The sequence below is a fragment of the Caulobacter sp. AVps16 genome (assembly GCF_058681455.1).
The window spans coordinates 1,634,381-1,659,085 of the sequence record NZ_CM178739.1; the positions used below are offsets into that span (position 1 = coordinate 1,634,381).

The following is a 24,705-nucleotide window of genomic DNA, read 5'->3' on the forward strand; positions in this document are numbered from 1 at the left end:
TAACTCGTCTTTTCGAGCTAGGCAGCCGAAGGCGAGGCTGAAATGGGCGGGCGGCATGCCGGCTTTTTCAATCCTGAAGACTCCAGGGACGCCGTCCCCGCAGTGGCTGAGCCCAAACAATCCACCAGCCATCATGCCGTCGATAAAGCTCAGCTGCTCCGCCGCGCGCAAAATCCTCTGCCGTCAGGATAACGCGATCTGCGCATTGGGGCGGTATCTGTCCCGTGAGGTTTCCGCGCAGAACAACAACTTCTGCGGCTGAGCAAAGCGCCCCAAGAGCTTCGCCCGCCAGCGCTTTTCGACTCCAGGAGAGTGCAACGGGTCCCGGGGCATCACTTCTGGGTCGGCAAGCATAGGCGGCGCATTCAAATCCAAATGTGGTGGCAATCGTAAGGCCCTGCCGGCGAGCCCAGAGTTCCGCAGCGAACCGCCGACTGTCTGGTCGAAGCAGAATGGCTGTCTGCTCAAAGCGCACTGCAGCGGTCGCTCCATCCGACGCGATCCAGATGTCTGGCGGTTCGGGCCGCGGCCATAGGGCCACGGCCAGGGCGAGAGGCGCACCAACCCAACGGACCTTTCCCTGCCAAAGACAGAGCAGCATCAGGCCGAGGAAAGCGATGGCCAAGGTGAATGGCGGTGCGCTGGAGACCAGGACCTGGCCACCGAGCGACTCGAACTTCCGGGCCACAGCGACCATGGCTTCGACACCCCATCCCGCGATTTGCAGAAATGGCCGACCCAACTCCGTGGCCTCGAGCGCTGCGCCGAGCGCCAGAAAGGGCATGATGATGAAGGAGGACAACGGAGCCACCATCAGATTGGCCGGCAGGCCCCAGATCGCGACGCGATTGAAGTGCTGCATGGCGAAAGGGCCAGTCGCCAGCCCTGCCACAAAACTGGCCCCAATACTGATGGCCAGCCAATTGATGGCGGCCTGGATGATCCGGATCAGCCATGGGACCGAGATTTCGCGCGCGGGCCTCGGCCACCCTTCGGCCAGAGCGATCAGGCCCGTCGTGGCTGCAAACGACATTTGAAAACCCGGCGCGCCGGCGGCCTCAGGCTGCATCAAGAGAATGATCAGCGCCGCCAAGGCCAGGCCATGGAGACTGACAGCCTGACGATCAGCCAGAATGGCGGCAAAGGCTACGCTGGCTGTGATGGCCGCTCGCTCGGCCGGCGCGGGCGCACCGGAGATTACCAAATAGGTCGCGACCGCAAACAGTCCTGCGGTTGCTGCAATCTTCTTGCCGGGCGCACGAAGGGCCAGCCAGGGACAGGCTGCAATCCCTAGCCTGACAGCGCCGAATACAAAGCCTCCAACAATGGCCATGTGCAGTCCGGATATCGACAAAATGTGAGCCAACCCAGACGCACGCATGGCCTCGGTCTGCTCGGCGGGGATCCAGTTTTCATGGCCTGTGACCATGGCCGCTCCGATCCCTCCGCTGGCTGGGCCCATACGAGTGTAGATGCGCTCTGCCAGGCGCCATCGGAAAGCATTCACCGCCATCGTCGCTTTGAGCCGCTGCGGCGCTGCCTCGAGACGAACCCTGTCCACGCCGCTAAGCGAAAAACCGACCGCACCGACACCGTTGAACCAGGCGTCGCGGGCGAAATCATATGCACCGGGAGCCGCAGGCGGTGGCGGAGGCCCCAGTATGGCGCGTAGCCTTACGGCCTCTCCCGGACTCGGCAGATGTTCGGCGTCCACCGTTATGCGGACTCTTTTCGGCGTATCACGAGGCTCCAAGCCGCTGATCGCAACCGGAGCGATGAGTAACCTCGGCCCGCCTGCGCCTGGGCTGACCACATCAACAACAAATCCCTTCACCCAGCGCGGCGCACGCTCGCCATCGATGACCGGTGTTGAGACCCCATCGCTGCGGATCTTCGCCGCAAGTCCTCCGACAAAGGCGAAGGCGAGGAGCGCCGCCATCACAGCGAGGACGGGCTTGGCCGACCTCGCCCGCCACCAAAGTGCGCAACCTCCAAGGGCCAAGATCACCAATGAGAGAAGCGGCGGTTCAATCGGAGCCTCAAGATAGGCTGCAGCCCCCATTCCAAGGCACACAGGGCTCCAAAGGAACCAGCGTTTCAGATTGGCCTCGAACTCTGCGGCAAGCTGTCCGAACAGAGTCGACGGACTAGGCCATGCGCGAAACGCCGTGCTAAGACGCCCCGCCCAAGGCGCGCCCAGGCGCGCACTCCTAGCCGTCTCGGCGGCGTCAAGCTTGTCAGCATTGAGTTCGATGTCGAACCCCTCCTCCACCGACCGCGGCGTGGTCACCCGCTTCGCCCCCTCGCCCACCGGCTTCCTGCATATCGGCGGGGCGCGCACGGCGCTGTTCAACTGGTTATATGCGCGCCATACGGGTGGGAAGTTCCTTCTTCGCGTGGAAGATACAGATCGGGAGCGTTCGACAGAGGCTGCCGTCGCAGCGATCTTTGAGGGTCTGGACTGGCTGGGCCTGACATCGGACGAAGAACCGGTGTTTCAGCACACCCGCGCGCCCCGTCACGCCGAGGTCGTGCAGCAGCTGCTGGAGCGTGGCCGGGCCTATCGCTGCTGGATGAGCGTCGAGGAGCTAGAGGTTGCCCGCGAAAAGGCTCGTGCAGAGGGCCATGCCATCCGCTCGCCCTGGCGTGACGCTGCCGAGCCAGGCGATCCTGCCCTGCCGCACGTCATCCGCTTCAAGGGACCTGCCGACGGCGAGACCCTGGTCGATGACCTGGTCAAGGGTCCGGTGACGTTCCGCAATACCGACCTGGATGACCTGGTCCTGTTGCGCGCCGACGGAGCCCCGACCTACAACCTCGCCGTGGTGGTCGATGACCACGACATGGGCGTCACCCACGTGATCCGGGGCGATGATCATCTGAACAACGCTGCCCGCCAGACCCTGATCTATCAGGCCATGGACTGGGATCTGCCGGCGTTTGCCCACATCCCACTGATCCATGGTCCCGACGGGGCCAAGCTGTCCAAGCGCCACGGGGCTCAGGCCGTCGGCGAGTTCGCTGACATGGGCTACATCCCCGAAGGCCTGCGCAACTATCTCGCGCGGCTCGGCTGGGGCCATGGCGATGACGAGGTCTTCAACGACGCCCAGGCCATCAGCTGGTTCGACGTCAAGGATGTGGTCAAGGCTCCTGCCCGACTGGACTGGGCCAAGCTGAATCACATCAATAGCCAGCACCTGCGCCTCGCCGACGATGCGCGTCTGGCGGACCTGGTGCTGAAGGCCCTGATCGCTCAGGGCGCGAATTTGCCGGCCGACGCCGCCACCCGGCTGCTCGCCGTGGTGCCCCAGGTCAAGGAAGGGGCCAAGACCATCCTCGAACTGGCCGAGCATTGCGCATTTGCGCTGAAAATTCGTCCGTTCGCCCTTGAGGAAAAGACGACCAAGCAACTGGTTGCCGAGACCGTCGAGCGGCTGGCCCGCTTGCGGGATCGCCTCGCCCAAACCCCGGACTGGGAGGTTGAGGCCTTGGGCAGTCTGTTGAAATCCTTCGCGGAATCCGAAGGCGTCGGGTTCGGCAAGTTCGGCCCGTCCCTGCGCGGCATCCTGACCGGCGGATCACAGGCTCCCGACCTGAACAAGATCATGGCTGCCCTGGGTCGAGATGAGAGCCTGGGCCGTCTTGACGACGCGCTGGCTGAGCGCGCATGAGGCGCTATAACGCACTCGCGAAATGAAACTTGGACTGCTCGTTCCATCGATGAAGGGGGTTCCCGCATGACCGATAAAGCCACACTGACGATCGGCGAAAAGAGCTACGACCTGCCGATCCTCAAGGGCAGCACGGGTCCTGACGTCGTGGACGTTCGCAAGTTCTACGGCGACAGCGACCACTTCACTTTCGATCCGGGCTTCACCTCGACCGCATCCTGCGAAAGCAAGATCACCTATATCGACGGTGACGCCGGCATTTTGCTGCACCGCGGCTATCCGATCGACCAGCTGGCCGAGAAGTCGTCGTTTCTTGAGGTCTGCCACCTGCTGCTGAACGGCGAACTGCCCTCGGCCGACGAATTTGCCAAGTTCGAGCACAACATCACCTACCACACGATGTTGCACGCCCAGTTCGACAGCTTCTTTCAGGGCTTCCGCCGCGACGCCCATCCGATGGCGATCATGACCGGTGCCGTCGGTGCCCTCTCGGCCTTCTATGCAGACAGCCTGAATGTCGATGATCCCAAGCAGCGCGAGATCAGCGCCCACCGGCTGATCGCCAAGATGCCGACGATCGCTGCCCGTGCCTTCCAGTACAGCGTGGGCCGTCCGTTTGTGTCGCCACGTAACGAGCTGTCCTATTCGGAAAACTTCCTGCGCATGTGCTTCTCCGTGCCGGCCGAAGACTGGGTGCCTAACCCCGTCCTGACCCGCGCCATGGACCGCATCTTCATCCTGCACGCCGACCACGAGCAGAACGCCTCGACCTCGACCGTTCGCCTGGCCGGCTCGTCGGGCGCGCACCCGTTTGCCTGTATCGCGGCCGGCATTGCTTGCCTGTGGGGCCCGTCGCATGGCGGTGCCAACCAGGAAGCCCTCGAAATGCTCGAGGAAATCGGCACGGTCGAGAACATTCCCGCCTATGTGCAGGGCGTGAAGGACAAGAAGTACAAGCTGATGGGCTTCGGCCACCGCGTGTACAAGAACTTCGACCCGCGCGCGAAGGTCATGCAGAAGACCTGCCACGAAGTGCTGGGTCAGCTGGGCATCAATGACCCGCTGCTCGAAGTGGCCATGGAGCTGGAAAAGATCGCCCTCAGCGATCCCTACTTCATCGAACGCAAGCTCTATCCCAACATCGACTTCTATTCGGGCATCACCCTGCGGGCGATGGGCTTCCCGACCAACATGTTCACCGTGCTGTTCGCCCTGGCCCGGACCGTGGGCTGGATCAGCCAGTGGAAGGAAATGTTCGAGGATCCCTCGCGCAAGATCGGTCGTCCGCGCCAGCTCTATACGGGCGCGACGCAGCGCGACTACAAGCCGCTGGACCAGCGCGGCTAAGGTTTCCATCGCCTGTTGAACTGGAAAAGCCCCGTCGATCGACGGGGCTTTTTCTTTGCTCAGCATGGCTTGAAGCAGAAGCTCAGGCGCTCGGTGGCATGACCGCAGGTCTAGCCTTCAAAAATGCGAGGAGCGCTTCGGCCGCAGCGTCCGAGGGATCAGGCATGCCTCGTCCCATCAGTTCAAGAGCGGCATTCTGCTGTTCAACCTGGTCCTGACGAAGAGCCGGATCATCGAGTCTGGCCGCTACGGCCCGACACAGGGCAGAGCCTTGCATCGCGTCCTGGAGATACTCGGGCGCTACGGATTTTCCGGCCGCAATGTTGATCAGGGTAACCCAATGCGGCTTGAACAGGAGCTTCAATAGTCCGTAGGTGATCGCACCCGTGCGATAGCCTACGACAATCGGGCACCCGGCCAGGGCCAGTTCCGTCGTCACTGTACCGCTGCAGGCCAGGGCGACCGTCCCGGCCACCATAGCATCGTCCTTCAGGGCCTCGTCCTCGATCACGTGGGCCCGGAATGGCCAGCCTGCAACGCGCGCCTTGACGGCACTGGCTACAGTCGAGGCAGCGGGAACGACAACGGCAAGATCGGGACGTCCCGCCTTCAATTGCCTTACCGCATCCTCGAAAACCGGCATGACCCGCTCGATCTCGGAGGGGCGACTACCCGGCAAGACCAGCAGAATGGGCTGGTCGTTCGTCAAACCGAGCGCCCTGCGCAAGCGGCCACTGTCGGCCTGGCTGAAGTCCTTGGCGAGGGCCGAGTTGCCGACAAACACGCTGTCCAATCCAGCGCGGTCAAAAAACGGCCGATCCATCGGCTGGATGGACAGAAGCAGATCAACAGCCTTCGCCAGGGCTCTGGCGCGTCCGGGCCTGTAGGCCCAAACCTGAGGGGCGACATATTTCACCAAGGGAAGCCCAGGATCCTGCCGCCGCAAGGCCTGGGCGAGTCGGATGTTGAAGCCCCAGGAGTCGATCAGGACCGCAACGTCGGGCTTTTCACGTTCAGCCAGGGCCAAGGTGTCCTTGAGGCGCGCCATGGCCCTGGGATAGGCCCTGAGGCTTTCCACAATTCCGATGATCGAGAGCTGGGCGATATCGAACGGACTGACCAATCCCTCCGCCGCCATCTTGGCACCGCCGACTCCAACGAAGCGCACGGCTTGCTCGCCCAGCCGGTGCTTCAAGGCCTTTGCCAGACCGGCACCCAAGGAATCGCCAGAAGCCTCGGCGGCAACAAGCATGATGGTCAGGGGCTGGGTCACGCAGTGGCCTATGGCTCAACGCCAAGCACAAACAGGCCGAGATCGTCGGCGCAGGCGATCACGGCGGCACGATCGACGATCAGCAGGCGACCGGCCTCACCGACAATACCCGCCAATCCGGCTCGGGCCGCGCGCTGCAAGGTGGCGACCCCGATGGTGGGCAGGTCGACCCGGGTTTCCTGTATCGGCTTCGGGGCCTTGGCCAATACGCCGCGACGCGCTTCAGCTGTCCCTCGGATGGCTTCGGGTAGGTCCGCAACCCGTCGGAGCATCGCGTCAGTGCCTTCCTGCGCCTCGACCGCCAGGACCAGGCCTTCGCAGACAACCGCGCCCTGCCCGACGTCGAGATTGCCGATCGCACGGGCGACGAGCAGCGCCCGGTCGATGTCAGGCCTGTCCTCAGGACGCGGAGCATGGGCTCCGAGCGGCCCGGGCGGAAGGGTGAGCTCGCCGACCACCTCGTGGGCCCCCTCGACCTCAAAGCCTTCCTTCTCAAACTCAAGGAGAACGCGGCGTAGCAGGGCGTCATCGCCCTGGCGGGCGGCGCTGATCAAACCGGGAATGACAGCCATGCCGCGAAGGTCAGGCATGATGGCCGCAAAATCAGGCCGATCGACCGTTCCAGCGAAGCAAACGACTTCGCAGTTTTCCGCCCTCAGCGCCTTGAAGATCTTGCCGAACTCGCCAAGTCCGACTTCAACGCCGGCATAGTCGGCCAGGCTGGGTTCAGCAAAGCTGCGCAATCGCATGACGCTGAACGGCCGTCCAGCAGCCTGACAATGGGCTGCCAGTTCGACGGGGAGTGCGCCACCACCAGCAATCAGGCCAAGCTTGCGCATTCGCGGTGCCTAGACTTCCCGCTCGGGCAGGCAGAGGGGCCGGTTGTTGTCCGACCGGATGAAATTCACGATCTCCATGACCTCAGCATTGGAAGCATGGATTTCGGCCACGTCCTCGAGCCGCTCCTGGAAGGTTCCCTCGTCTGCGAACAACAGGCGATAGGCGGCCCGCAGGGCGTTGATGGCCTCCCGGCTGAAACCTCGACGCTTAAGACCCACGAGGTTCAGACCCTCGAGGTGCGCGTGGTTCCCCCAGACGGAGCCATAGGGGATGACATCCTTGGTGACGATGCCGCCGCCGCCTACGAACGCGTAGCGACCAATGCGACTGAACTGGTGAACGGCACAAAGACCGCCCATGAACACGTAATCATCAACGGTCACATGGCCGCCAAGCGTGGCGCTATTGGCGAACGTCACCCGGTCGCCAACGATGCAGTCGTGCGCGACGTGAGCGCCGACCATGTAGAGGCTGTCGGACCCAACCCGCGTTACGCCGCCTCCGCCCACGGTCCCGGTTTGCATGGTCACATGCTCGCGGATCAGATTGCGGTCGCCGATTTCGAGCCGTGTATCTTCGCCCTTGTGAGCAAGGTGCTGGGGTGGCGCGCCGAGGACCGCGAACGGATAGACGGTGCACTCCGAGCCAATCGAGGTCGCGCCGTCGATCACGACATGGGAGATCAGACGCACGCCGTCGCCGAGCCTGACCTTCGGGCCCACCGTGCAGAACGGGCCGATTTCGACATCGGCACCCAGTTCAGCACCAGGAGCCACCAGGGCGGTAGGATGGATCTGGCTCATTTGGTCGGCGTCTCCACCACCATGGCGGCAAACTCTGCTTCTGCCGCGACCTTCTCGTTCACCTTGGCAACGCCCTTGAACTTGAAGATGGTCGAGCGCGAACGGGTCACCTCGACCTCCATCCGCAGGACGTCACCGGGGCGGACCGGATTGCGGAAGCGGGCATTGTCGACCGACATGAAGAAGATCGTCTTGCCTTCCGTATCGACCTCAAGCGACTTGCTCATGAGCACGGCTCCCGTTTGGGCCATGGCTTCAATGATCAGGACGCCCGGCATGACCGGATTGCCGGGAAAGTGGCCCTGAAAGAAGGGTTCGTTCACGGTGACGCACTTGATGCCGACGATGGACTGATGTGGACGATAGTCCTCGGCCCGGTCGACGAGCAGGAAAGGATAACGGTGCGGGATCCGAGCGAGGATCTCGGCGATGTCGATATCGGTTTGCGCCGTTTCGGCGATGTCCTGGCCCATACTTAGCCCCTTGTTCCCCGGCCACCCGCCATGCGCGAGAGCCATGCGGTTTCCCGGAGCCACCGCTTCAGCGGCCGGGCCGGAAATCCAGTCCATGTTTCACCGTCAGGCACGGCCTTAAACACTGCCGCAGAAGCGCCAATGCTCGCGCCTGAGCCGATCGTGAGATGGTCGGCTACCCCGGCCTTGCCTCCAAAGGCAACGCCATCACCGACAACGGTGCTGCCAGAGATACCGGTATAGGCCGCCAACACGCAATTGCGACCTATGCGGACGTTGTGCGCGACGTGGACCAGATTGTCGATCTTGGTGTTCTCACCGACGGTCGTATCGGAAAAGGCTCCGCGATCGATACAGCTGTTGGCCCCGACGGTAACGCCGTCCTGAATAATGACCCGGCCAAGCTGTGGAAGATCCACCACCCCTTTGGGCCCGGCTGCGGCCCCAAAACCGGCCTCGCCAATCACGGCTCCAGCATGAATGTTGACGCGGTCACCTATGATGGCAAACCCGATCACGGCATTGGCCCCAATCAGACAGTCACGGCCCAGAGTGACGCCGGGCCCAATGACGACACCGGGTGCCAGTCGGGTCCCTCGGCCAATCCGGGCCCCCTGCCCGATTGTAACGCCGGGAGACAACCTGACGCCCTCTTCCAGTTCACAATCGGGATGGATCTGGTCTGTATCAGGCTCGTGCCGGCGTGGGGCATACAGCCTCGCCGCTGCGGCCGCCCAGGAAGCCTGAGGGTGGGCCGTCAGCAGGGCCGCGCAGCCAGGGCCTAGCAGATCGCGATATTCAGGCCTGACAAAGCAGGCCCCCGCCTGAGTGGCGGCGGCAGCATCCCGACGCTTGACGTCCGAAAAGAAGGCAATGGCCTCGCTGTTGGCGGCGTCGAGTGGCGCGACCTGGGCAAAGGCTCGAGACGCCTGTCGAGCGTCGGAGAGTTCGGCAGAGCCCAGGAGTGCGAGCTCCTGAAGTGACGCCGGACCCAGGTGATCGAAAAATCGTGGGTCCGGCATCTGGTCCTCTCGGCGAATGGCACGGCGCTCAGCGCCTGCCGAGTCGCTTATTTCTTGGTCGGCGTCAGAGCTTGAGCGCCGGCGGCCGGTTGGTCCAGACGTTCGCGATCGAAGGTCAGGGTCTTGATGCGAGCGTCCAAGGCCACGACGACGGCGTCAGTAATGTCCATGGCGGGGTTCGCCAGCAGAACCGACTCGCGGTCAACCAGAATGCCGCAGGTGCGTTGCTGATAGACCTGCTTGATGGCCGGATCGAGCTCCTGATAGACGCGCGACAGCGCCTTTTGCTCGGTTGCTTCGACTTCCTTCTGGCGAAGCTGACCCTTGCGCTGCCAGGCGTTGGCCTTGACCTGAAGGCCCGCGGCTTGCTGCTCGAGTGCACCTTGATCCAGCGTGGCCTTCTTGGCGTCCAGCGCCTTGGCTTCATTGTCGAGCGTGGTGCGTTCGCCGGTCAGTTCAGCATTCACTTGCGCAATGATCGTCTTCAGACGGGCGTCGACCGCCTTGCCGACAGCCGAGGAGCCGACAGCGCGCTGGCTCGAAAAGATGCAAACACCTGCAATCGGTGCGCCGTGCGTGATCGCCGGTGCGGCGGTAGCGGCGGCCGGTGCTGTCTGGGCCAGGGCGGTGCTCGACATGGCGATGGCGACGACGCCCGAAGCGGCCGCAAACAGGAACTTGGAAGTCATGATCATTGGAACCTTGTGGAGGTGGAGAACCGGAACGTTTCGGTCCGGTCGTAGTCTTCCTTGGAAAGGATTTTGCTGAAGTCGAACCGGATCGGACCCATGGGCGACTTCCAGTCGATGCTGATACCCGCCGAGGCCCGAAGACCCAGGTTGTCACGGATGTTCGGGTCAAAGACGCCAGCCGAAGACTGACGGTCTGAGTCATCGAGCAAGCCCGCAGTACCAAAATCGCTGAACAAAGCCGCCTTGATCCCGTACTGCTCCGGCAGAAGCGTCGGAACGGTTAGCTCGAACGTGCCAATGGCGTAGAGTTTCGCGCCCAGCGAATTGCTCTGGGTCGAGATGTCACGCGGGCCGATGCCAGCCGTTTCAAAGCCACGGAAGTTGGTGCCGCCCTTATAGAAGCGGTCATTGATGCGGACATTGTCCCCACCCCAGCCTTCGATATAGCCGGCGGAGCCCGTAGCACTGAAGATGAAGTCCTTGTTGAAGCCCCAATACCAGCCGGCATCGGTTTCGGTCTTGAGGTACTTCACGTCGCCGCCAAAGCCGGCCAGATCCTGGTTCAGGTCTGCGAACCAGCCACGGGTCGGCTGGATCGGGTCATTTCGCTTGTCGATCCTAAGGCCGTAGCCCACCAGCGAGGTCATATAAGCACCGCGCTGCAGGCAGAGAATTTGAGAAACTGACCCGCTGTTGCAGAGGCCGTCAGAAACACTGACCTCATCCCGCCGCAGCGTATAACGCATGCTCATGGAGGCGTTTTGGGTCAGTGGGAAGCCGACGCGAACATTGCCCCCCAGCGATCGGGTGTCATAGGCCGCATAGTCACTCAGGTCATAGCGGAACGAATAGATATCGACGCCTGCGACCAGATTGCGATTGAGGAACCGCGGCTCGGTAAAGGCGAAATCGATCTGCTGACGCAGGGAACCGACGGAAATCCGTCCGCGCATGTTCTGACCGCGGCCTCGGAAATTGCGTTCCGTGATGCCGACGTCGAGCACAAGCTTGTCCACCGAGCTGTAGCCGGCGCTGAACGAGAGTTCCCCGGTCGGCTGTTCCTCGACCTTCACACGCAGGGCTGTGCGGTCTGGTGCGCTGCCGGGAACTTCCTCGATCTCGACTTCCTTGAAGAAGCCGAGGCGGCGGATGTTGTTTTTCGAACGGTCGACCAGCACACGGTTATAGGCGTCGCCTTCGGCCACTTCGAGTTCGCGGCGCAGGACATAGTCCAGGGTACGCGTATTGCCGACGATATCGATCCGGTCGACATAGACCCGCGGGCCTTCACGAACCTGGAAGACAACATCAACGGTGTTGGTTTCGCGATTGGGCACATAGCGGGGGCGAACATCGACAAAGGCGAAGCCTGCCGCGCCGGCCGCAAAGGTCAGAGCATCGGTAGCCTGTTCGATACGCTCGTCTTCATAAAGCTGGCCGGTGCGGATCGGCAGAATCTGGGCAAGCAGGGTGCCGTCCAGCTTCTTGAGTTCAGTCTCAACCGTGACCTTGCCGAACTTATACTTCGGCCCTTCGTCCAGGGTGTAGGTTACGGCGAACCCGTTCTTGTCGGGTGCCAGCTCGGCCATCGAGGAGACGACCCGGAAATCAAAATAGCCGCGGTTGCGGTAGTGCTTGCGCAGTTGCTCGCGGTCGTACTCGATCCGGTCGGGATCGTAATTGTCGTTGCTGGTCAGGAACTTGTACCAGTGCGACTCCTTGGTCACGATCACATCACGCAGATCGTTGTCGGAGAACTCCGAATTTCCGAGGAAGTTGATGCCCAGAACGCCGCTTTTGGGGCCTTCATTGATCTCGAAGACCAGATCGACGCGCTTCTGCGGCAGTTCCACGACCTTGGGCGTAACCGTCGCCGAGATACGTCCAGACCGGCGATAGAGCTCGATAATCCGCTGAACATCGGCCTGAACCTTGGCGCGGGTGAAAATGCCCCGCGGCCGGATCTGCACTTCGTCCTTGAGCTTGTCTTCCTTGAGCGACGAGTTCCCTTCAAAGACGACCTGATTGATGATCGGGTTCTCGACGACCTTCACGATCAGGTCGCCCGAGATCATGTCGATCTTGACGTCTGCAAAGAGATCCGTGCGGGCGAGAGTCTTGAGCGCCAAATCGAGCCGCGCGGCGTCCACAGTATCGCCGGGTTGGATCGGCAGATAGGACATCACGGTCCCCTGCTCGATCCGCTCATTTCCCTGCACGACGATTCTCTGAACCACACTGGTCTGCGCCGACTGGGCGAATGCCGCAGCGGGCGCGACCAACGCGGTCGAACCGAAGAGAATCGCCACACCGGTGGCGAACGCGGCGCTGTGGGCGCGAATTTTGCTCATGGGACCAATCATGGACGGAAGGTGGCCGTTCAAGAGAACAACCCACCAAAAAATTTGAAGACGCTCAGGCGCTGCAGATCATTCCAGGTCGCGAACAACATGAAACTCAGCAAGAGCGCAAGACCAACCCGGTAACCAGCGGCCTGAAGACGTGCGCCAAGCGGACGCCGGGCGATCGCTTCATAGGCGTAGAACAAGAGATGCCCACCATCCAATACAGGAATCGGCAACAGGTTCATGAAGCCGACGCTGACGGACAGGATGGCTGACAGCCAGATCAGAGCCACCGCTGACCCAAGCAGCATGGACGGAAAATCGGCCGCACCGGCCGCACCGGCCTGAGCCAACTGGCCAGACGTCTTGGCAATGCCGATCGGACCGCTGATCTGTTCGGCCGAAACCTCCAGGCGAATGACGCGCCCCAGATAGTAGACCGTGGTCTCAAGAACATCCCACGTACGGGCCACGCCGCCGGCCAAGGCCTCAACCGGATTGTAGCGAACACGCTGCACGTCGCTGGCTGGCAGCCCACCGGCCACCCCAAGTAGGAGGCGCGTGCTGGGCTTACCCGCCGCATCGGGTCGGGTCTGGAGCCTCGGGGTAGCGAGGACCTGGATCGTCGCGCCGTCACGATAGACATCAAACGCAATCGGGCGGCCACCACTCTGGGCTACATGTTGCGTGAGGTCTTCGAAACTGCCGATCGCAGCGCCATCAGCCTTCTGCACAAGGTCCCCGCGGCGCAGCCCAGCCTTATCAGCGGCCGAGCCTGGTTCCACATTGGCGATCAGAGGCGGAGCGCCAAAGCCGAGCTCCCCGGCCTTCTGGCTGCCGCCGAAACCATCTGAGACCTCAACCAGGGCCGGGGTCGCCACCAGTTCGAGGGTTTGCTTGTCGCGTTCGATCTTGAAGCGGATTGGAACATCGCTGCGCAGCAGGGCGTAGGTTTCCAGTTCGCCAAAATTCTTGACCGTGCGGCCGTCGGCCGAAAGAATCACGTCGCCTTGGCGGAAGCCCGCGGCGGCTGCAGGGCTGCCGGCGTTGACGCCACTGATGACGGGGCGACGCACTGTTTCGCCAAACACGCCGAGCAGAGCGGCGAACAGCACGATGGCCAGGACGAAATTGGCCAGAGGCCCCGCCACGACAATAAAGGCTCTTTGCCAAAGCGGCTTAAAATGCAGATAGCGACTGACTGCTGCCTGCCCCTCCCGACGCTCGATGGCGGTGCGCAGGCTTGCGAGGTCCTGCTGGTCAGGAACGCTTGCCGCGTTCTCATCACCGGCGAACCGTACATAACCGCCAAGGGGCAGCCATCCGATCTGCCACTGGACGCCGTCGCGATCACGCCACGATACGATGGCGCGCCCGAAACCGATGGAGAACTTCTCGATCTCTACCTTGCAGGCCTTGGCCGCCCAGAAGTGACCAAGCTCGTGCACGGTGACCACAACGAGGATCACGAGCGGGAAAGCGATGATATAGGCGATAGCCGATTGCATGAAGCCGAGCATGTCGGTTTTCTTCTCGTCTTCAGTTGTGCCGTTGAACTTGACGCACAACCTCGGCCGCAATGCGGCGGGCGCTCGCGTCCGTAGTCATGGCGCTTTCGACTGGATCGGCGTCAGCTTCCATCAAGGCCCCCAAGCTATTCATGCGTTCCAGGGTCCCCGCCACCGAAGCGGCAATATCGAGAAAGCCGATCTGACGGTCAAGGAATGCCGCTACGGCCACTTCATTGGCTGCGTTCATAGCAGCCGGAGCGCCACCGCCTAGCCGCATCGCCTCTCGGGCGATGCCGATGGAGGGAAAGCGCTCTTGATCCGGTTGCTCGAAAGTCAGCTGGCCATAGGCCGCCAGATCAAGTCGGGGCGCCGGCCAAGGCAGGCGATCAGGCCATGCAAAGGCGCAGGCGATCGGGCTCCGCATATCCGGAGGTCCCAATTGGGCAAGGGTCGAGCCGTCGACATACTCGACCAGGCTGTGAATGACGGACTGTGGGTGGATCACGGCCTCGATGCGCTCTTCAGGTGTATCGAACAGATAGGACGCCTCGATCATTTCGAGGCCCTTGTTCATCATGGATGCGGAATCGACCGAAATCTTGGCGCCCATCGACCAATTTGGATGAGCCACGGCTTGTTCGGGCGTGGCCACGGCCATCTGCTCGCGAGTCCAGGTTCGAAAAGGCCCACCGGAAGCCGTGAGGATCAGTCGCGATACCCTGTGGATGCAGGCCGGCTGCAGCACCTGAAAGATCGCGGAGTGCTCTGAGTCGACCGGAATCACGCATCCGCCTGCTGCGCGGGCAATCCGCAACAGCGCAGGTCCAGCACAAACAAGGCTCTCTTTGTTCGCCAGAGCGATCACGGCTCCGGTCCGCGCTGCCGCCAGGGTCGGTGCCAGGCCAGCAGCCCCGACGATAGCCGACATCACCCAGTCGGCACCCATTGCCGCAGCTTCGACAATAGCCGAGGCCCCGGCAGCGGTTCGGATGCCCGTGTTTTGAAGGCCGTCTCGAAGCCTGGGGAGCAGCGCCTCATCTTCAATGACCACAACGTTGGGCCGCCAGCGTAGCGCCTGTTCGATCAACTTTTCGACGTTGCGACCAGCCGTGAGCGCCAGGACGTCAACCTCGACGCCAGAGGCTTCAAACAGGCTCAGAGTCGAAACACCGATTGAGCCAGTGGAGCCCAGAACCACGACCTTCCGGATCGGCGTCAATTGGCCCATCCATAAAGATAGATCAGGCGGATGCCCGCGATGACGATGGCTGCGAACATCAACCCGTCTACCCGGTCGAGCAGGCCGCCGTGTCCAGGGATCAGATCGCCGGAGTCCTTCACGCCGAAACGCCGTTTCAGCATCGACTCCCAGAGATCGCCCATCATGGTCGAGAGACCACCCAGCAATCCAATCAAGGCCGCCACGGGCCAGCTGAGATTTAGGTCGGGCAGAGCCGGGAGATGACGGGAAAGAACATCAATTCCGACAGCCGCGAGGGAAGCTGCCACCAGCCCGCCGAAAAAGCCCGACCACGTTTTGTTAGGCGAGAACCGGGGCCAGAGCTTGGGCCCCTTCAGGATACTGCCGACGACAAAGGCGAAAATGTCTGCAAACCAGGTGACGGCGAACAGCAACAGCGTCCAGCTTAGCCCCACATCCAGACCACGTAACCAGACCAGCGCGATACAGGCCGGACCAATATAGATCACGCCATAAGCAGCGTCCGCGCGTCGCTCAACTGCGCCGCGGGCGAGCAATGCGGCCAGGATCGCCCCTGCAACGAGGAGCGGCCAGGTAAGATAATAGTGGCCTCTATAGGCTGCAATAACGGCAACCAGCACTGCCGCACCGATGGCAAAGGCAACGCCACCTGAGGCTCTGGGCGCACTCATCTTGCCCCATTCGCGGGCCAAAAGCGCAACACAGACGGCGACAAGTGCCAGGAACCAGATCTCACCAAACCAAACGGCGGCCACGACCGTAGGCACGAGTACGGTGCCAGACAGCACGCGCACTCGCAGGTTTTTCCAGTTGAAGCGTTTAGCCGGCGACGGCGACGTCATCGGCAGCAATGCCTCCATAGCGACGGTCACGACCGCGGTATTCTGTGATGGCCGCAGAGAGGGCTTCGGGTCCGTAATCGGGCCACAGCACGTCCTGGAAAACCAGTTCGGCGTAGGCACATTCCCAAAGCAGGAAGTTTGAAATCCTTTGCTCTCCGCTGGTGCGCACAATCACATCAGGAGCCGGCGCGGCGGATGTCGAAAGAAGGCTTTCGAAAACGGCTTCATTGAGGTCGGCCGCCTTGGCCTCGCCACGTTCCACGGCTTCAGCAAAGGCCCGGGCAGCATCAGCGATATCGGCGCGGCCACCGTAGTTGAAGGCGACCTGAAGCGTGAACTTGGTGTTGCTGGCTGTTCGCCGCTCCGCCCGCTCGATAATCTCCTGTATATCCGGAGCTAGGCCCGTTCTGCGGCCGATGATCCGAACCCGAACCCCCTCTCGGTCCAGACGCTCCAGATCGGATTCCACATAGGCCTTGAGAAGGCCCATCAACTCCGACACTTCATGCGCAGGACGGCTCCAGTTTTCGGTCGAAAAACCGAACACGGTCAGAACGCCGACACCCTGGTCTGGGGCGGCTTCGACCGTGCGCTTGAGCGCGTTGACGCCGGCGCGATGACCCAGCGCACGCGGCATCCCGCGACGCTTCGCCCAGCGACCGTTCCCGTCCATGATGATGGCCACATGCAAGGAGCGACTCGACGCATCGCCCCCAGCGCGCGCCGAAACATCCTGCAGGCCGGTCGTCGCCGACATCGTTTCAAGCCTTCCCTAACCGTCCCATATACTCAGGCCGGTCCTTAAACTTGCATGATCTCTTGCTCTTTGATTTTCAAGGCCTCGTCGACCTTCTTGATGGCTTCGTCGGTCATCTTCTGGACCTCGGTTTCCATCTTCTTGAGCTCATCCTCGCTGATGACGCTCGCCTTTTCGGCCTTCTTCAGATCGTCATTGGCGTCACGGCGGATGTTGCGCACGGCCACCTTCTGGGCCTCAGCGTATTTCCCAGCAATCTTCGAGAGGTCCTTACGACGCTCTTCGGTCAGGGGCGGGATAGGAATGCGAAGGTTATTACCTTCAACGACAGGGTTCAGCCCGAGATCCGAATTGCGGATCGCTTTCTCTACCGCCGAGACGACACCCTTGTCCCAGATATTGACATTGATCTGACGCGGCTCCGGAACACTGATCGAGGCAACCGTATTCAGTTGAACCATGGAACCGTAGGCATTGACCATGATCTGGTCGAGCAGGTTTGAAGACGCGCGGCCCGTCCGCAAACCGGCGAAATCTTCTTTCAGAGCCAATACGGATTTTTCCATGCGCTCTTTATAGCGGGACAGAACGGGCTTTTCGGCGGCGGCCATGGCGGGGCTCTCTTCGCTTGAGTTAGGCGGCGGCGTCTTGGGCGACGACGGTAAAGGTGCCTTCGCCACGCAGGACATTCAGCAGATTGCCGCGCCCTTTGATGGAGAAGACTACGATCGGGATGTTGCTGTCACGCATCAAGGCAACAGCTGACGCATCCATGACTCTAAGGTCCTTGGCCAGGACATCCATATAGGTCAGGCGGTCATAGCGTTCAGCCGTGGCATCCTTCTTGGGGTCAGCCGTATAGACACCGTCGACGCTGGTGCCCTTGAACAGGGCATCACACTGCATTTCTGCGGCGCGCAGGGCGGCGGCGGTGTCGGTCGTGAAGAACGGATTGCCAGTCCCGGCGGCGAAGATCACCACCCTGCCCTTTTCCAGATGGCGCTGGGCACGCCGGCGGATGTAGGGCTCACAGACCGTTGCCATCGGAATGGCAGATTGGACCCTCGTGGAGACACCGATCCGCTCGAGGGCATCCTGCATCGCCAGGGCGTTCATGACGGTCGCCAGCATGCCCATATAGTCAGCACTGGAACGTTCCATGCCCTTGGCGGCACCGGCCATGCCCCGGAAGATATTGCCGCCGCCGATCACAAGGCACAGCTCCACGCCGGACTTGACGATCTCGGCAATGTCTTCGGCTACGGACTGAACGGTGTTGGTGTCGATCCCGTAGGGCGTATCGCCCATCAGCACCTCTCCAGAGACCTTCAGGAGGACGCGGCGAAAGCGTTTGGGCATGGCGGGAGCGGTTTCAGACATGGGCCGTGCTGTTCCTGAGTCGTCGGAATGCAACATAGTGCGGGTTCAGAAAAAGTGGGATTGGTTTTGCGCCGGGGCGGCACCGCTCGGCAAAGCAAGTCGTGAGCGGCACCACGCAGGCGCAACAAAGGCGCGACGCGCAAAACGCGCCGCGCCTCTTGAAGATATCGGATGACGAGCCTCCTGCGAGGCCCATCAAACCCCGGACCTTAGGCTTGGCCAGCCATTGCGGCGACTTCAGCGGCGAAATCGCCAGCCGGTGCCTTTTCGACGCCTTCGCCCAGGGCCAGACGAACGAAGCCCTTCACCGTCAGCGGCGAGCCCAGTTCCTTGCCCGTTTCGGCGACGAGTTGTTCGACGGTCTGGTCGGGGTTCATGACGAAGGCTTGCTTGAGAAGCACGACTTCTTCCAGGAACTTGCGGATCCGGCCTTCGACCATCTTCTCGACGACGGCGGCGGGCTTGCCCGACTCCAGCGCCTGTTCGGTGAAGATGGCGCGTTCCTTTTCGATCGCGGCCTGATCCAGATCATCCGGCGACAGCGACAGCGGCGAGGTCGCTGCGACGTGCATGGCGATCTTGCGGCCGAGTTCCAGGATCTTGGCCTGGTCGCCAGCACCTTCGATAGCCACGAGCACGCCGATGCGGCCGAGGTCCGGTGCCGTAGCATTGTGGATGTAGGTCGAAACCGCGCCCTGGGCGACGCTGAAGCGCGCCGAGCGACGGGCAACCATGTTCTCGCCGATGGTGGCGATCAGGTTGGTCAGCAGGTCGGCAACGACTTCGCCGTCAGCGGTCTTGCCGGCGCTGATGGCTTCAACGCCATCATTGTCCAGACCAACCGCCGCGATCTTGCGGACGGCGTTCTGGAACAGTTCGTTGCGACCCAGGAAGTCGGTTTCGGCGTTCACTTCGACGGCCGCGGCGGTCATGCCGGCGCCATCGGTGCGAACGGCGATGCCAACGAGGCCTTCAGCGGCAACCCGGTCAGCCTTCTTGGCGGCCTTGGACAGGCCTTTGGCGCGCAGCCAGTCGATGGAAGCGTCGATGTCGCCGCCATTTTCCTGCAAGGCCTTCTTGCAGTCCATCATGCCGACGCCGGACTTCTCGCGCAGTTCCTTAACCAGCGCAGCCGTGATCTCAGCCATGGAAAATCTCCATATTCAAACGGTTAGCGACCGGGCTTGATAGCCCGGTCGCATGTCAGGGTCACAACAGCCGCCGCCTGGCGGCCGTCGGATATCAGCTCGCAGCCGGCTCTTCAGCGACGGCTTCGATGGCCTCTGCAGTCGCTTCCTGAGCGGCCTCCGGGGCGGCGGCTTCAGCCACCGGCTCGGGGGTCAGCTCGCGGGCCAGGGTCGGTTCCATCGGAGCCACCGAGGCACCCAGATCGACGCCCGAAGAGGCTTGGCCAGCGGCCAGACCGTCCAGAACCGCATCCGCGATCAGGTCGCAGTACAGTTGCAGGGCGCGAGCGGCGTCGTCGTTACCCGGGATCGGATAGGTGATGCCATCCGGATCGCAGTTGGTGTCGAGGATCGCGATGACCGGGATGTTCAGCTTGCGGGCTTCAAGGATCGCGATCGCTTCCTTGTTGGTGTCGATCACGAACATGATGTCGGGGATGCCGCCCATGTCCTTGATGCCGCCCAGCGACAGCTCGAGCTTGTCGCGCTCGCGGGTCAGCTGCAGCAGTTCCTTCTTGGAACGGCCCTGGCCTTCGCCCGACAGAACGCCTTCCAGCTCGCGCAGGCGAGCGATCGAGCCCGACACGGTGCGCCAGTTGGTCAGGGTGCCGCCGAGCCAGCGGTGATTGACATAGTACTGGGCGCAACGCTTGGCGGCGGTGGCGACCGGATCGGAAGCCTGGCGCTTGGTGCCGACGAACAGCACGCGGCCACCGGCTGCGGCGACTTCACGCACCTTCACCAGAGCCTGGTGCAGGAGCGGGATCGACTGCGACAGATCGATGATGTGGATGTTCGAACGCGAACCAAAGATGTAGCGGTCCATCTTCGGGTTCCAGCGGTGCGTCTGGTGGCCGAAGTGGGCGCCAGCTTCGAGGAGCTGACGCATGGAGAATTCGGGAAGCGCCATGAGGCCTATAATCCTTCTTCCGGTTGAACCTCCGCGGACACCCCCGATCCAGACATCTGGAGCGGGACCGGAACGGCGATGCCGGGATGTCTCCCCGGGTCACAGCCGAACGTCCGCGTGTGGAATGGCGCGCAGATAGGCGGGATTGATCCAAAAAGCAAGCCTTGTCCGACTGCAGCGGAAAGAGGTTGGCCATGGCCGGTCTCGATCGGATGCCACGGAGCGGACCCTATAGCCCATGGTTCAGAGACTAGCTGGACCCGGCCCCGGACTGGCCCATCCGTGTAGAGGATGGTGCCGAGACTTCTTCGTTGAAGCCATCGACAATGGCTTCGAACAAGTCGGCTTTGGCACCCATGCCACCGGCGCTGAGCGCATCCGCGACGTGACCCGCGCGATCCGCCAGAATAATCCCCCAGGCCGCAGTCTCCCTGGCCACCCCGTCGGCGGCATATAAACCGGACTTGAGCGAGCAATGCAGTCCTTGCTCCGCGATCCAGACGGGAGCCAGTACCATAGCGTTGATGTCGCGAAGCGCGGCCGGGGGGACAGCTAGGGCATCCACTTTGACGTCATGAACCAGAGCAAGGCCTTGTGAGCTGCAGGAGGCTGGTCCGACGCTGCTGGCTCTAACCCTTCAGAACGCCTTGCCGTTCACCTGAACGGGCTCAAGCGCGAAGACATCGACCTCGTCGAGGCAACGCACATTGATCGCTGCCATTAGCACGCCGCCGGGACCTTCACCGCGCCCGAAGGATTCGATCCCGCACTCGGAACAGAACAGATGGGCGATCTTGCCTGTATTGAACCGGTACTCGGTCAGAGCGCCCTGCCCCTGCAGGAGTTTGAAATCATCCTCGGCCGCAAAGGCCAGAACCGAGCCCAGCTTGCCACAACGCGAACAGTTGCAGCTGATGAGGTCCTGGAGCTCGACTTCGACCTCGAACCGCACCCTGCCGCACTGACAACCGCCTTGATGCCTGCCCATCCTTAGACGTCTTCCAGAAGCGCCACGCCGGGCGCGGTCTTCAAGGCCCCGCGCAACGACGCATCCAACGCATAGCGGCCGGGCAGCTTCAGTTCGATCTCGCGTCCACCGCCGATCGCAGCGATGAAGCTGATTTCCCCGCCTTTCTGCGACACGGCCGGCTCAAGACGTTTTCGTAAGGCTTCGATTTCCGTCGCCGACGGCGATAGGTGGACGCGCAGTCCCGCCACGACGTTCTCGATCGCCTTCTCGATAGGCTCAGCGTCGTCACCAAAAAAGCGAACCTCACCGTCTCGCGCCTTGGCCCGCACCTTGATGGCCACAGACTTGCCGGGCTCCAGCACGTCCCGGCACTTGCGAAGGGCTTCTGGGGGGAAAAGCACCTCATACTCTCCGGTCGGATCGGATAGCGAGACGAAGGCGAACCGCTCTCCGTTCTGGGACGCCCGCTCCTGTCGACGACGGACCACGCCGCACATCCGGAAAGCTTCCATGCCCGCTTCGGCCTGGGGGATCACCTCGGTCAACATGGCAGTGCGCTTGCGGCGCAACAGCCCCACCATGTCTTCCAGCGGGTGCCCGGTCAGATAGAAGCCAACGGCGGCCAGTTCCTCATCGAGCAGATCGACCTGGCTCCAGGGCTCGGTCTTCTTCAGGCGGGGCCGTCCTGCCGCCGGATCACTTCCGAACAGGGCGTGCTGGCCACCCTGGCGGTCCGCAGCGATGCTCTGGCTGTGGGCGATCAGCACATCGGATGAGGCTAGGATCTGGGCCCGGTTCTTGTGGAAGGAGTCAAAGGCTCCCGCCCGAGCCAGGTTCTCGATCGCCCGCTTGTTGACCTGTTTGGGATCGACCCGTTCGACGAAATCGAAAATGTCACGGAAGGGGCCACCCTCTTCGCGCACAGCGACCAGGTGCTTCATGGCTTCAAGACCCACATTGCGCACCGCGCCCAGGGCGTAAAGCACCTCGCCGTTCTCGACCTCGAAATCCGCGCCCGAGCGATTGACGTCGGGTGCCCGAACCGTGATGTCGAACCGGCGCGCGTCCTGATGGAAAACCGCCAGCTTGTCGGTGTTGGAGATATCCAGGCTCATCGACGCAGCGAGGAACTCGACCGGCGTGTTGGCCTTCAACCAGGCCGTCTGGTAGGCAATCAGCGCGTAGGCGGCCGCGTGGCTCTTGTTGAAGCCATAGCCGGCAAACTTGGCCACCAGTTCGAAGATCGAGCCGGACTGTTCTTCCGGAACGTTCTTCTGTTTTGCGCCGTCGACGAAACGGATCTTCTGCAGATCCATTTCTTCCTTCTTCTTCTTGCCCATGGCGCGGCGCAGAAGGTCGGCTTCGCCCAGGCTGTAGCCCGCCAGGATCTGGGCGATCTGCATCACCTGTTCCTGATAGACGATGACGCCATAGGTCTCCTTGAGCACCGTCTCGAGTGAGGGATGCAGTGTATCGACCGGCTTGCGACCAAACTTGCAGTCAACAAAGGTGTCGATGTTGTCCATCGGACCGGGGCGGTACAGGGAAATCAGGGCGGTGATTTCCTCAATGGACCCGCAGCGCATCTTGCGCAGCGTGTCGCGCATGCCCTGGCTTTCCAGCTGGAACACACCGACCGTCTGACCAGACGCGAGCAACTCGTAGGTCTTGGCGTCGTCAAACGGCAGCTTGCCCAGATCGACGTCCGCGCCCCGCTTTTTTAGATGCTTTATGGCCCGGTCCAGCACGGTGAGGGTCTTGAGGCCCAGGAAGTCGAACTTCACCAGACCAGCGCTCTCGACCCACTTCATGTTGAACTGGGTGGCCGGGAGATCCGAGCGCGGATCCTTGTACAACGGCGTCAGCTGGGTCAGGGGCCGGTCACCGATGACCACACCCGCCGCGTGGGTAGAGGCGTTGCGGTAAAGGCCTTCCAACTGCAGGGCGACATCGAGACAAGCCGACACATTGCCGTCTTCCCTCTTGGCCTCCTTGAGTCGCGGTTCCAGCTCGATCGCCTGGGCAAGGGTTACCGGGGCAGCCGGATTGTTCGGCACCATCTTGCAGAGCCGGTCCACAAGGCCGAGCGGAAGCTGCATAACGCGGCCTACGTCCCGGAGGACGGCGCGGGCCTGCAGGGAGCCGAAGGTAATGATCTGGGCCACACGGTCGCGGCCATACTTCTCCTGCACGTAGACGATGACCTCTTCCCGTCGCTCCTGACAGAAGTCGATGTCGAAGTCGGGCATGGAGACACGTTCTGGGTTCAGGAACCGCTCGAACAGCAAACCAAAGCGCAAGGGATCCAGATCGGTGATCGTCAGCACCCAGGCGACCAGTGAACCGGCACCGGACCCCCGTCCTGGGCCGACGGGAATGCCGTGCGACTTCGCCCATTTGATGAAGTCGGACACGATCAGGAAGTAGCCGGGAAAACCCATGCGGGTGATGATGCCGAGCTCGAAATCCAGTCGGTCCCAATAGACCTGCTCCTCCACCGCCAGGACGTTTTCGGCCAGCCGGGCCTTCAGGCCTTCTCGCGCCTGGTGCGCCAGTTCTTCGGGCTCGCTGCGGCCGTCTCCAGTTGGGAAACTGGGCAGGATCGGATCGCGCTTCTTGACCAGAAAGGCGCAGCGCCGCGCAATATCGAGGGTGTTGTCGCAGGCCTCGGGCAGGTCGGCGAACAGCTTGCGCATATCGGCTGCTGGCTTGAACCAGTGCTCTGGCGTCACCCGGCGGCGTTCATCCTGTCCGACAAAAGCGCCATCGGAGATGCAAAGCAGGGCGTCGTGAGCATCATAGAGCTCTGCCTTGGCGAAATAGACGTCATTGGTGGCCACCAGCGGCGCGTCATGCTCATAGGCCCAGTTCACCAGACCGGGCTCAGCTGCGGCCTGCCTGGGCAGGCCGTGCCGCTGAAGTTCGACATAGAACCGGTCACCAAACACCCGGCTCATCTCCGCCAGGGCCTGGGTGGCCTCTGCGCCTTTTCCTGCGGCGAACAAGGCGTCCACCGGGCCGTCGGTACCGCCCGACAGCAGGATCAGGCCTTCAGCGTGTTCAACGACCCTGGCCCAAGGCACGATGGGTTCGGCCAGTTCACCGCTTTCCAGATAAGCGATCGAAGAAAGTTCCGAGAGATTGAGATAGCCACGCTCATTCTGAGCCAGAAGGGTAATGGTCGGGGCTCGTGCCCACCGCTCAGTCGGGCCCGCGCCGATTCCTGACACCGGCAAGGCGCAGCCAATGATCGGCTGGATTCCAGCGTCTTTTGCATAGGACGAATATTCGAGCGCGCCGAAAAGGTTGGCCCGGTCGGTCAGGCCAGCGGCCGGCATGTGGCTTGCCTCTGCCAGTTTGCCGATCTGGTCGGCCTTGATGGCCCCTTCGAGGAGTGAATAGGCCGAGCGAACCCGAAGGTGGACGAAACCCTGTCCTTCGCCGTCCGCCATAGCTC

Annotated in this window: 21 protein-coding genes; 2 read left to right on the plus strand and 19 right to left on the minus strand. The window is 62.2% G+C overall.

The window, feature by feature from the left end:
• Window positions 1-67: 67 nt before the first annotated feature.
• Entirely contained in the window at window positions 68-2,137 is a 2,070-nt protein-coding gene (locus ACW17U_RS07950; RefSeq protein WP_492055709.1) for a ComEC/Rec2 family competence protein, read from the minus strand.
• 115 nt (window positions 2,138-2,252) lie between these two features.
• On the opposite strand from ACW17U_RS07950, the gene gltX reads away from it, so the two are divergent.
• Window positions 2,253-3,674 (plus strand): glutamate--tRNA ligase, encoded by a 1,422-nt coding sequence (gene gltX / locus ACW17U_RS07955; RefSeq protein ID WP_492055478.1) that lies wholly within the window; start codon window positions 2,253-2,255, stop codon window positions 3,672-3,674.
• A 66-nt stretch (window positions 3,675-3,740) separates the two neighbouring features.
• The gene (gltA, locus tag ACW17U_RS07960; protein WP_062146418.1) at window positions 3,741-5,021 is read left to right on the plus strand and encodes a citrate synthase; all 1,281 of its coding nucleotides are present in this window, start codon (window positions 3,741-3,743) and stop codon (window positions 5,019-5,021) included.
• An 82-nt stretch (window positions 5,022-5,103) separates the two neighbouring features.
• Here gltA and lpxB read toward each other — a convergent pair whose 3' ends face one another.
• The 18 genes from lpxB to dnaE all read right to left on the minus strand — a co-directional run bounded on the left by lpxB (window position 5,104) and on the right by dnaE (window position 24,700).
• Window positions 5,104-6,273, minus strand: coding sequence for a lipid-A-disaccharide synthase (gene lpxB, locus ACW17U_RS07965; protein ID WP_492055710.1), 1,170 nt, complete (start codon window positions 6,271-6,273; stop codon window positions 5,104-5,106).
• 29 nt (window positions 6,274-6,302) lie between these two features.
• Entirely contained in the window at window positions 6,303-7,133 is an 831-nt protein-coding gene (gene lpxI / locus ACW17U_RS07970; RefSeq protein WP_492055479.1) for a UDP-2,3-diacylglucosamine diphosphatase, read from the minus strand.
• 9 nt (window positions 7,134-7,142) lie between these two features.
• Complete coding sequence (lpxA, locus tag ACW17U_RS07975; RefSeq protein WP_062146414.1) at window positions 7,143-7,937, minus strand: acyl-ACP--UDP-N-acetylglucosamine O-acyltransferase; 795 nt, start codon at window positions 7,935-7,937, stop codon at window positions 7,143-7,145.
• The gene (fabZ, locus tag ACW17U_RS07980) at window positions 7,934-8,410 is read right to left on the minus strand and encodes a 3-hydroxyacyl-ACP dehydratase FabZ (RefSeq protein WP_062146412.1); all 477 of its coding nucleotides are present in this window, start codon (window positions 8,408-8,410) and stop codon (window positions 7,934-7,936) included. Before fabZ ends, lpxA begins: the two co-directional genes overlap by 4 nt.
• A gap of 2 nt (window positions 8,411-8,412) precedes the next feature.
• The gene (lpxD, locus tag ACW17U_RS07985; RefSeq protein WP_492055480.1) at window positions 8,413-9,432 is read right to left on the minus strand and encodes a UDP-3-O-(3-hydroxymyristoyl)glucosamine N-acyltransferase; all 1,020 of its coding nucleotides are present in this window, start codon (window positions 9,430-9,432) and stop codon (window positions 8,413-8,415) included.
• A gap of 47 nt (window positions 9,433-9,479) precedes the next feature.
• Window positions 9,480-10,121: an OmpH family outer membrane protein gene (locus ACW17U_RS07990; protein WP_492055481.1), complete on the minus strand. Its 642-nt coding sequence runs from the start codon at window positions 10,119-10,121 to the stop codon at window positions 9,480-9,482.
• Window positions 10,122-10,123: 2 nt separating this feature from the next.
• Window positions 10,124-12,487 (minus strand): outer membrane protein assembly factor BamA, encoded by a 2,364-nt coding sequence (gene bamA / locus ACW17U_RS07995; RefSeq protein WP_062146408.1) that lies wholly within the window; start codon window positions 12,485-12,487, stop codon window positions 10,124-10,126.
• A 17-nt stretch (window positions 12,488-12,504) separates the two neighbouring features.
• Window positions 12,505-14,037, minus strand: coding sequence for an RIP metalloprotease RseP (gene rseP / locus ACW17U_RS08000; RefSeq protein ID WP_492055482.1), 1,533 nt, complete (start codon window positions 14,035-14,037; stop codon window positions 12,505-12,507).
• Window positions 14,009-15,208, minus strand: coding sequence for a 1-deoxy-D-xylulose-5-phosphate reductoisomerase (gene dxr / locus ACW17U_RS08005; RefSeq protein WP_492055483.1), 1,200 nt, complete (start codon window positions 15,206-15,208; stop codon window positions 14,009-14,011). The genes rseP and dxr overlap by 29 nt, the downstream gene beginning before the upstream one ends.
• Window positions 15,196-16,044 (minus strand): phosphatidate cytidylyltransferase, encoded by an 849-nt coding sequence (locus ACW17U_RS08010; RefSeq protein WP_062151441.1) that lies wholly within the window; start codon window positions 16,042-16,044, stop codon window positions 15,196-15,198. The genes dxr and ACW17U_RS08010 overlap by 13 nt, the downstream gene beginning before the upstream one ends.
• Window positions 16,022-16,801, minus strand: coding sequence for a polyprenyl diphosphate synthase (uppS, locus tag ACW17U_RS08015; RefSeq protein WP_062146401.1), 780 nt, complete (start codon window positions 16,799-16,801; stop codon window positions 16,022-16,024). The genes ACW17U_RS08010 and uppS overlap by 23 nt, the downstream gene beginning before the upstream one ends.
• Window positions 16,802-16,845: 44 nt before the next feature.
• Window positions 16,846-17,412, minus strand: a complete 567-nt coding sequence (gene frr, locus ACW17U_RS08020) for a ribosome recycling factor (protein WP_062146399.1) — start codon at window positions 17,410-17,412, stop codon at window positions 16,846-16,848.
• Between the two features lie 22 nt (window positions 17,413-17,434).
• Window positions 17,435-18,160, minus strand: a complete 726-nt coding sequence (gene pyrH / locus ACW17U_RS08025) for a UMP kinase (RefSeq protein WP_378109167.1) — start codon at window positions 18,158-18,160, stop codon at window positions 17,435-17,437.
• Between the two features lie 230 nt (window positions 18,161-18,390).
• On the minus strand, window positions 18,391-19,329 hold the full coding sequence (gene tsf, locus ACW17U_RS08030; RefSeq protein ID WP_062146395.1) for a translation elongation factor Ts: 939 nt from the start codon (window positions 19,327-19,329) through the stop codon (window positions 18,391-18,393).
• A gap of 94 nt (window positions 19,330-19,423) precedes the next feature.
• Window positions 19,424-20,278, minus strand: coding sequence for a 30S ribosomal protein S2 (gene rpsB, locus ACW17U_RS08035; RefSeq protein ID WP_062146393.1), 855 nt, complete (start codon window positions 20,276-20,278; stop codon window positions 19,424-19,426).
• A 250-nt stretch (window positions 20,279-20,528) separates the two neighbouring features.
• Window positions 20,529-20,795 carry a DUF5076 domain-containing protein gene (locus tag ACW17U_RS08040; RefSeq protein WP_492055484.1) on the minus strand — a complete coding sequence of 89 codons (267 nt, stop codon included), beginning with the start codon at window positions 20,793-20,795 and terminating at the stop codon, window positions 20,529-20,531.
• A 120-nt stretch (window positions 20,796-20,915) separates the two neighbouring features.
• The gene (locus ACW17U_RS08045) at window positions 20,916-21,266 is read right to left on the minus strand and encodes a GFA family protein (RefSeq protein ID WP_492055485.1); all 351 of its coding nucleotides are present in this window, start codon (window positions 21,264-21,266) and stop codon (window positions 20,916-20,918) included.
• A 2-nt stretch (window positions 21,267-21,268) separates the two neighbouring features.
• Entirely contained in the window at window positions 21,269-24,700 is a 3,432-nt protein-coding gene (gene dnaE, locus ACW17U_RS08050) for a DNA polymerase III subunit alpha (protein ID WP_062146387.1), read from the minus strand.
• Between the last annotated feature and the right edge of the window lie 5 nt (window positions 24,701-24,705).